An 8572-nucleotide genomic window follows, 5' to 3' on the forward strand; every position below is an offset into this window, starting at 1 on the left:
TTTAAATTACTTGCGCCTCTAATTATTGTCCAGTTACCAACAAAACATGAGCATCAAAATCGTTAATACAGCCCACGTAGTAGATCGCGAACAAACAACAACCCATCTTCGATACCTCGGCTACAATCGCAGCGAGGGGGTATTTCTGAGATTTTTTTACCACAGTTTAGACCCACGAAAAGATGCTGACAAAGGGCGCAAACTCTCAAATCTTGATTGGAATGCGATCGAAAAACATCAGGATGACGGTCGCGGCGTCTACGTGGTAGTCAACGGCGCCGGTGGCGGACACACCGACGGCGACATCAAACAGTGCTGTGCAGTTTTCTGCGAATGGGATGATATCTCCCTAGCCGAACAATCTTTGAAGTGGGAAGAAATTGGGTTTGTTGAGCCCACATTCACGGTGTACAGTGGCGATAAGTCCATGCAGCCTTACTGGGTATTTGACGAACCGATCGCAGTGGAACAGTGGCGGGAACTGCAAACCTTACTCATTACTGCAATGGGGGCAGACAAGAGCAACAAAAATCCTAGCCGTGTTTTTCGCCTAGCCGGAGGATGGCACGTTAAGCCGGGGCGCGAACCGGTGAAATCTGAGATAGTCCAAGATTCGAGAATTCGCTACAGCTACGGTGAATTGTGCGATCGCCTGATAAATTTGGTTTCTCCGGCACAGCCCGAGATTCCCCCGACTGAGCCTGAGACCAAAAAAGAACCAGCTTGGAAAAAAGTTGTTCTGCCGGTGCCGATCGCCGTGCCTTTAGAAATTGGGTTATCTCGGAAATCCCGCGATGCACTGTCGGGGGTGCAAACCCTACGCAATACCACAATGGCGGCATTGGCTCGTGATTTGCTCGGCACAGCTACCGAGTTCGATCGTGCAGGACAAATTACCAACGATGCAGCTTACACATTATTTACCGATGCTTGCCGTCGCTGCGCCAGCGGTGGAGGTTGGGGCGAGAAAGAATGGGAGCAGATTTGGCGATCGGCATCATCAAAATCTCAGGTTTCCAGCATCAGCCACAATCTCTCTCCTGAAGCGTTGGAAAACTGCATTAAAGCTTGGTACTGGAAGCAGACTAATCCAGTGTCAAAATCTCAAAATCAAACCAAGCCTCCCGAAACAGAAAAATCAGTTTCAGCAGACAATCGAATCTTGGAATCGGATGACAAACTGATTCAGGATTACAACAAAGTCGTCAAAGTTTTTGGTAGTCGAATTCGCCTGAACAAACTATCAAAAAGAATCGAAGTTGATGGCAAACCTGTGTCACTCGATCGAGCCAAATTGCAACTGGCAGTCAGGCATGGGTTGCTTCTGAAATCAGGACGCGAAGATATCCAGGATATTATCGCCGAAGTTGCAGAACAGAATGAGTATTCACCAGTAGCAGAATACCTGCGATCGTTACCTTTCTGCATGGACACTTCGATACTCGATCGCATCTCTGAAACTTATTTCGGAGTGAGTGGAGACATCTACACGACTTTCATCAGGAAAACTCTAATCGCAGCAGTTAATCGAGCCCTAGTTCCCGGCTGCAAAGTAGACACAGCGTTAATTTTGCACGGCAAACAAGGATACAAAAAATCAAGTTTCTTCAATATTCTTGCAGGCGAGTATTTCGACGACTCAATGGGTGCTGCATCTGAAAAAGATGAGCGCCTGAAGCTACACCGATCGTGGTTTATCGAGTGGTCAGAGCTAGAGCGGATCTTCGGAAAAAAAGACGCATCTGCCGCCAAGGCATTTGTGACATCTAAAACCGACATGATTCGACCGCCGTATGGCAGGGATATTCAGGATCTACCTCGTCCCAGCATAATTGTGGCTACCACGAACCAAGATGAATTTTTGGTAGACCCGACGGGTGCACGGCGATTCTGGGTAATCCCAGTAAGCAAGAAAATTGACACCAGCCGACTCGCCGAAGAACGCGATGCCATTTGGGGTGCAGCAGTCGCGGCTTATTACGCCGGTGAACTCTGTTATTTGAATGATGATCAGGAATTGGTAGCTGAGGCGATCGCAGCAGAATTTAGAAGCTCAGATCCTTGGGAAGAATCGATATCTAGTTTCATCGAAAATCGGGAGTGGATTCGGACTAGCGACATTCTCGACCACCTTCGGATCGACCTCGATCGACAAGATCGATCGCACCAGATGCGGGTAGCTTCCATTCTCAAAGTGATGGGCTGGAGCAAAAATATCCGAGCAATGGGCGAAAAAAGAATAAGAGTTTGGGTTCCAGATTGCCCGGATCTACCTCAAAATGTGTCTGATCTACCTCAAAACACCGAGGTAGATCACAAAGTAGATCACCCCAACAATCCAGCTATATCAACGTTACAGCCTTTGCCTTTTCCGCCGGATCTACCTGATCTACCTAAAAGTAAAGAAAAAGATTTTCTCTTATCTCAGGACATGGCTGAAACTCAAAAAACTACTTTAGGATTTTTGCCAACTCAGATAAGTTTGGGCAAAAAGGTAGATCAGGTAGATCAGGTAGATCAGAATCAGTCAGGGAAAGGGATTGAAGAAACACCACCTCAAGATAATGAGGTAGTGCAGGGTGGATCAGAGGTAGATCAGGTTGAAATTGAAGCTGAACTGGTGGAGTTCATTCGATCAGCGATTCACGAATCAGATACCGAAACAGCAAAAGCAATCCAATCGACTCTGCGCGAAGTTTGCGCGAGTGGTAATGCCGATCGGGCGCGGGTGTGGGCTGCTCTTGCTGATGGTGAGCAAGAAGCTTTTAAAGCCTTACTGGTTGGTGAATCTGAGCTTTCCAACACCGCCGGGATTACTGAAGAAGAAGCGCAAACCATGCGCTCCATAGCGGAGATTTGGTGGGATGTGTACTTTCCCAACACGCAATCGCTTGTAACTCAACTTTTTGGCTGGAATGAACCCGGTCAGAAACATGGTGCTGAAGCAGTGCTCTTGTGGCTACAAGGCGAATCTGAGGTGGTGCGCGATCGAATTGGCGAATTAATCAAAATCAAGTTGCAAGAAAATGAACCAACTAAAACTGACCTGTGAGCAGGAATTTAGGCTGCAAGTGTACAGTCAGCAAGTCAAAAATATTTCTTTAGAAGAAGCTCAACGCTTGCTGATTGAATTAATGCGCCAATCAATGGTCAAAAACAACATTATTAAGGACTTGCTCAAAAATGGAAATTAATTACATTGATGTCCGCAAAGCCTGTTATATCCTGGGGTGCAGCGATCGAACTTTACTTCGCTACCGACAACAAAACAAGCTTTTACAAGGGATTCATTGGGGTAGAAATCCCAGCGGAAAAGTTCTTTACAATCAACAATTACTGGAGAATTTGGTGATTTGTGGTGGTGAGATTGCTCACCCAGATCATCAAAAACTTATCGATCGATGTCTTGCTGATCGACCTGAAAATCAGAAGAAAAAGCAGGCAAAATATCCGGTAACTGTGGCAGGTTAACCAGACCGGCATAGTTTTCATAGAGCGTTCGCACATCATGCCCTGTCAGCGAGGCGATCGCTACTGGGTTCATGCCAGCCTCCAGTCCATGAGAGATTAGCGTGTGCCGGGTGGTGTAGGGTCTGCGGTACTCAATCCCCAATTCAGCTAGAGCAGGCTTCCAGTACCGCTTGCAGAAGTTTTTAGGGTCAATCAGCTTGCCTTCGGGGCTGGTAAAAATTGGCTCACTTGAATTAGCGTCCCATCGCCTCCAAAGTAATATTTGCTGCAATCGTGGAGTGAGCGGAACGGTGCGGGCTTTGTTGGTTTTGGTGGATTTGCGATCGCCACCGCTGATGCTTTCTCCTATCCAAATCCCCGCACAGTCAACGGAACAGTGTCGCCAAAGCAACGCCGCTGTCTCACCAGTTCGCAGCCCAGTGCCAAATTTGAATTCTACGTAATCAGCATAGTGGCTGAAGTTTGGATCAGAGCGAAACAAGCCTACAATCTGAGAAATCTCGATCGCCGTGAAAGGTTGCGGGCGCTGTTTCGGCGGCACCACGATTTTGATATCCGCCCACGGGTTCTCGGTCAGCAGCTTTCTTTTAATTGCCCACTCCCAGCAAGCATTCAGCATCACTATCCGCTCCCGCACTGTTACCGGCTCTAGCTTTTTTGCCAGCCAGTCGCGGAATTTTTCGGCTGTGGCTTCTGTGATGCCGATCGCTATTTTATTTTTAAAAAAATCAGTTAGTTGACCGCTAAATCCCTTGTACTTGGTAAGCGTTGTCTTGGCAATCTGCCGTTTCTTGTAATCGCTAAATTTTTCCCACAGTTCTGTAACTGCTAGGGACTGCTGTTGCTGGGGCTTGTACTTGACAAGGGATGGATCGAAATTCTCGCTGGCAATGTCGAGTTCAATCTGCCGAGCTTTGATTTCGGCTGCCTTTCGATTAGCAAAAGTCTCAGGCAGCCCAATATATAACCAGAATCTTTTGCCTCGCCACGACCACGCTAACCGGAGTCTGTTTTTGAAAACTTCGATTCTAACTGTGCCACTTGTCATATTACTGGTACATTTTTGAGTTTTTTAGTTTTTACAAACTAAAGACAAATTTTTAAAAGAGTGTTTAAAAGCTAAGCTCGATCGAGACTAATAAAAATGTGGAATCCTTGCCAGATAAGCGTATCGCTGTTTTATCGCAAAATTTGTCAGGGATTGTCATAGTCTGTCACCCCTTATTGAGAATGTCAAATTTAGCCGAAAACCTGTAAAAACAACAAAACCCTCTCAGAGAGAAGGTTTTATTAATCGGAGCGACACGATTTGAACGTGCGACCCCCACTACCCCAAAGTGGTGCGCTACCAAGCTGCGCTACGCCCCGACACCTTTAACAGCTTAACATGGAATTCCTCAAAATGTCAAAAAACTTTTAAAACTTTTGCCGCCTCCACCAAACCGGGCGCACTCCGCGCCGGCCAAAAACCCTCGCATCTCCGGCCAGCATTCAGGATCAACTGCACGCTGTAAGCTTCGGGATAGCCTTCTAACTCCAGCCACAACAAGTCGCTTTCGGCTTCAATGGCGATTTTTTCCTCGTCCATGAGCTCAGACGCCATTTGACTCATCGCAGCCGCCAACTGTCCCAACAACCGGCAAAAATCGTTTAACTCGGCTTCGGTGAGTTCGATCGCCCAACCCTCACCAGCCACCAAGCCCTTAAACTCCTCGGCGTTGGGGTTCCATCCCAAACGCCAGCCAACACCCGTCTTAATTACACGTTCCATGAGGCGATTTTGGATTTTAGATTTTAGATTTTAGATTGATTGATTGATTGGTTGGATTGCATTGATTGATTGGATTGCATTGATTGATTGGCTGAACTTACCGTCATCACAGGGGATTTAAGCCCCCACCTTTAGGTGGATTGTTTTTAGGCAGGGGCTTAAATCCCCTGCCTAAAAACTTCGCACTCCGAAGTCAACTGTCAACTGTCAACAGTTAACCGCTGTGTCGAGAAACCTGGTTTTTTGCGAAAATACTTTGTTGTACCCCGCAGATTTGCCAAAAACCCGGTTTCTGGGCCTCGGAAAAGCTTACGGTGTCAGCAACTTCGCATCTCCCGGCTGGGGCTGCGGTATTTCGGGGGAAGTCTCGCGCCCTTGTGGTTTTGTTCCCGCCGCCGGTGGCCCTCCACGGCCAGAATTTTCGGTAAACACATCAACCAAAGCTTGAACCAAAGCATCCCGCTGTCTACGATTTAAGCTTTGAATAGCAGTGCGATCGCGTTCCATCGGATTTTCTCGCAAAACGTCGTTTCCAGGATACACGTTTTCCACCAAATAATCGGGAGTCGCCCCCAAATAGTCAGCTAAACTCAACTTCCAATCAAAGCGGTAATTCGTCGGCCTTCCTTTGACAAACACGTGATACCGAATCAATCGCCCGACTAATGTATTATTGGGATCGACTTTTCCGGTTTCCTTAGAAATGTAGTTATTCTCGATCGGCAAATCCGGCAATTTTTCATACACAAATTTCCAAGCATCTTGCGCCCTCAATTGCTGCGGCGCCGATTGTTGAGCAACCAGATCCACCACCGCTAAATTAGAAGGGAGCAGCCGCGAAGGTTCCAAAGCCAACAAACTCAGTTCGCCCGATTCCAATACCCAATTCAAAAGCGTGAAAATCGCTACAATTAAAGTAACGAACAGAAAAGTCAAGCCCAGCTTTAATTTTTTCACTATTTTAATAATTTATCAATTAGAATAATTTTATAAACCTAGTCGCCAGCAGAGCGAGCATCTCTATCTTGCTTTTTTGTAAGGGCGATCGTCCCGACTCGCGATCGCAAGCGTGGCGCACCGCCATAGACATTATATAAAATCAGCCTGATTTTTCCTCGTTGCGTGCAAGTCTGGTGGCTGAAAGTTTTGAGTTTTGAATTAACAAAAATTGCTCGCAATTGGCGATCCAAAACTCAAAACTCCCCAAGTCTAGATATCTCCGATAATTTCCGGCTGAGTGAGTTCGTCCGACATCTCAAATATCGCCCGCATCACAGGTTTCATCATTTGATGGTCGTCCATATTGTCAAAATCTTCATAGCGGCGGCGTTTGGCGCGGTTCGCTACCTGCACCGTAATCCGATAGCGGTTGGATGCAGCACTGATCAACTCTTCCGCCCGACGGGTTAGCTGAGTTGAATCGAAGGTTGGACGCTTAACCATGAGACTACCTACTTTATCTAAAGTTACATTCTAGTTTACTATGTCAAGATTCATAAATTATTAACTGAGTAACATTGCTTATGCAGGCAGCAACAGCCTACTCCTTCGGTCACTTGCATCGGATCAATTCTCATCCCCTCAAATTGGTTGCTTTTGGCGACAGCCTAATCTACGGTTTTGGCGACGGTGCGGGCGGTGGTTGGGTGGAAAGATTGCGGCGCCAGTGGATGTTACCCGAGAGTGCAGGACACGTTTTATACAATTTGGGCGTTCGGGGCGATCGCGCCTATCAAGTCGCCCAGCGGCTCGAAAACGAGTTTCGCCACCGGGGCGAGCTCAGAAACCGCGTCCCCGATGCGATTATTCTTTCAGTAGGCCTCAACGACTCGGCGAGAGTGCAATCGCCTAACGGGCGCAGTTATACTGAGTTTGAACATTTTAAAACTGTTTTGGATAATTTGTTAAATTTATCGCAACAACTTTGTCCGGTGATATTTGTCGGGATGGTGCCGGTGGATGAAAGCAAAATGCCTTTTCAAGATTGTTTGTATTACAATCACGCCGACCAATATCGCTATAAAGAAGCGACAAAGTTAGCTTGTCAGTCGCGGGGAATTCCCTATTTAGATATTTTTGATAAATGGATCGCTCGCGGTAATATTTGGTGTCGTTCCTGTCTAACTTCCGATGGTCTGCATCCCAATGCAGCCGGCTATCAATGTTTGTTTGAAGATGTGACAAGTTGGGAACCGTTAGTCGCTATTAGTCATTAGTCATTGGTCATCTCGCCCGCTCGCGAAGCCGAAGGGTGGTCATTGGTCATTGGTCATCTTGCCCGCTCGCGAAGCCGAAGGGTGGTCATTGGTCATTGGTCATTGGTCATTGGTCATTAGTCATTAGTCATTAGTCAGTTGTCAGTTGTCAGTTGTCATTGGTCATTGGTCATTGGTCATTAGTCAGTTGTCATTGGTCATATCATGTTGTGTCTGTTACTACAACAAAAAAAAGGTTCGTAGTGCGTCCTGGCGTCCGCTTTCATTCTGCGGACGCCAGGACGCACTACGAACAAATCTTACTGGGGTTAGTCGATCGCGAAGGATATCTGTTGTCAGTTGTGAGTATAGGATGCAGGGCTAATCAAGAAACCGGGTTTTTTCACAGCAACCCTTCGTCACAGCCCGCCTTGTGCTAAAAAACCCGGTTTCTGGACACCCGTGCGTCCTATACACTTACCTAAAAAGCGATATTCTGCGAACCATACCTATAGAATTTCTGGACAATTCCTGCATAAGTTCCAGGTAGATAAGGAGTTTAAGCATTTTAAGCATTTTAAGCATTTTAAGCATTTTAAGCATTTTAAAATCGACCAACTAGCAGAAAAATATTTATTTTAAAAGACCGTATCTTCCCATCACGATAAATCAAAGCATTTAATAATGATGACATCACTGAGTGCAAGAGCAAGCTAGGCAAGAATCAATCAACGATAAATAGCCGGACAAAGGCTTGCTTTTTTCTCAATAAAAAACTTGTGGAAATTGGAGTATCAAAAATGTCAGTATTTCAACGCATTAAATTCGGCACATCTGTTATATTAACATTGGCAACCGTTGCCCCAAGCGCAGCGCAGATGCTCGCTCCCATGCCTGCTTTTGCTCAAACAGCTTTTTCCGACGTTAATAATAACTATTGGGCAAAAGACTTTATTCAAGATTTTCACAAAGAGCGCATTTAACGATTTACCAATAATTTCAGCCATCACTAACCAGATTTCTAGATATATTCTAGGTATTTAACCTATTTAGTTCATCCTAGCCGTTGAGCTAGCTTAATGTGTAGGTGATAAATTTCTAGCTAATTTCTAGGTAGCATCCATCAAATATCGCT

9 protein-coding genes and 1 tRNA gene are annotated in these 8572 nt (G+C 46.1%); 4 read left to right on the forward strand and 6 right to left on the reverse strand.

All coding sequences use genetic code 11. The annotated features are described in order from the left end of the window. Positions 1 to 46: 46 nt before the first annotated feature. Positions 47 to 3052: a virulence-associated E family protein gene (locus QZW47_RS27875; RefSeq protein ID WP_293134902.1), complete on the forward strand. Its 3006-nt coding sequence runs from the start codon at positions 47 to 49 to the stop codon at positions 3050 to 3052. Then, positions 3027 to 3194 carry an NblA/ycf18 family protein gene (locus QZW47_RS27880; protein WP_293134905.1) on the forward strand — a complete coding sequence of 56 codons (168 nt, stop codon included), beginning with the start codon at positions 3027 to 3029 and terminating at the stop codon, positions 3192 to 3194. Before QZW47_RS27875 ends, QZW47_RS27880 begins: the two co-directional genes overlap by 26 nt. 197 nt (positions 3195 to 3391) lie before the next feature. Here the strand turns inward: QZW47_RS27880 and QZW47_RS27885 are convergent, their stop codons facing one another. From QZW47_RS27885 to QZW47_RS27910, 6 genes are all read right to left on the reverse strand, one after another. Beyond that, positions 3392 to 4519: a tyrosine-type recombinase/integrase gene (locus QZW47_RS27885; protein WP_293134908.1), complete on the reverse strand. Its 1128-nt coding sequence runs from the start codon at positions 4517 to 4519 to the stop codon at positions 3392 to 3394. Between the two features lie 246 nt (positions 4520 to 4765). Beyond that, a tRNA-Pro gene (locus QZW47_RS27890) sits at positions 4766 to 4839 on the reverse strand. A gap of 37 nt (positions 4840 to 4876) precedes the next feature. After that, positions 4877 to 5242: a DUF1818 family protein gene (locus QZW47_RS27895; protein ID WP_293134911.1), complete on the reverse strand. Its 366-nt coding sequence runs from the start codon at positions 5240 to 5242 to the stop codon at positions 4877 to 4879. Positions 5243 to 5551: 309 nt separating this feature from the next. Then, positions 5552 to 6199, reverse strand: coding sequence for a hypothetical protein (locus tag QZW47_RS27900; RefSeq protein ID WP_293134914.1), 648 nt, complete (start codon positions 6197 to 6199; stop codon positions 5552 to 5554). A 38-nt stretch (positions 6200 to 6237) separates the two neighbouring features. Further along, positions 6238 to 6432, reverse strand: a complete 195-nt coding sequence (locus tag QZW47_RS27905; protein WP_293134917.1) for a hypothetical protein — start codon at positions 6430 to 6432, stop codon at positions 6238 to 6240. Between the two features lie 19 nt (positions 6433 to 6451). Continuing rightward, positions 6452 to 6685 carry a DNA-directed RNA polymerase subunit omega gene (locus QZW47_RS27910; RefSeq protein ID WP_293134920.1) on the reverse strand — a complete coding sequence of 78 codons (234 nt, stop codon included), beginning with the start codon at positions 6683 to 6685 and terminating at the stop codon, positions 6452 to 6454. 80 nt (positions 6686 to 6765) lie between these two features. On the opposite strand from QZW47_RS27910, the gene QZW47_RS27915 reads away from it, so the two are divergent. After that, a complete protein-coding gene (locus QZW47_RS27915; protein WP_293134923.1) occupies positions 6766 to 7458 on the forward strand; it encodes a GDSL-type esterase/lipase family protein in 693 nt (230 codons plus the stop codon). 779 nt (positions 7459 to 8237) lie between these two features. Further along, positions 8238 to 8420, forward strand: coding sequence for a hypothetical protein (locus QZW47_RS27920; RefSeq protein WP_293134926.1), 183 nt, complete (start codon positions 8238 to 8240; stop codon positions 8418 to 8420). Positions 8421 to 8572: the final 152 nt, after the last annotated feature.

Source organism: Microcoleus sp. bin38.metabat.b11b12b14.051, assembly GCF_013299165.1.
GTDB lineage: Bacteria > Cyanobacteriota > Cyanobacteriia > Cyanobacteriales > Microcoleaceae > Microcoleus.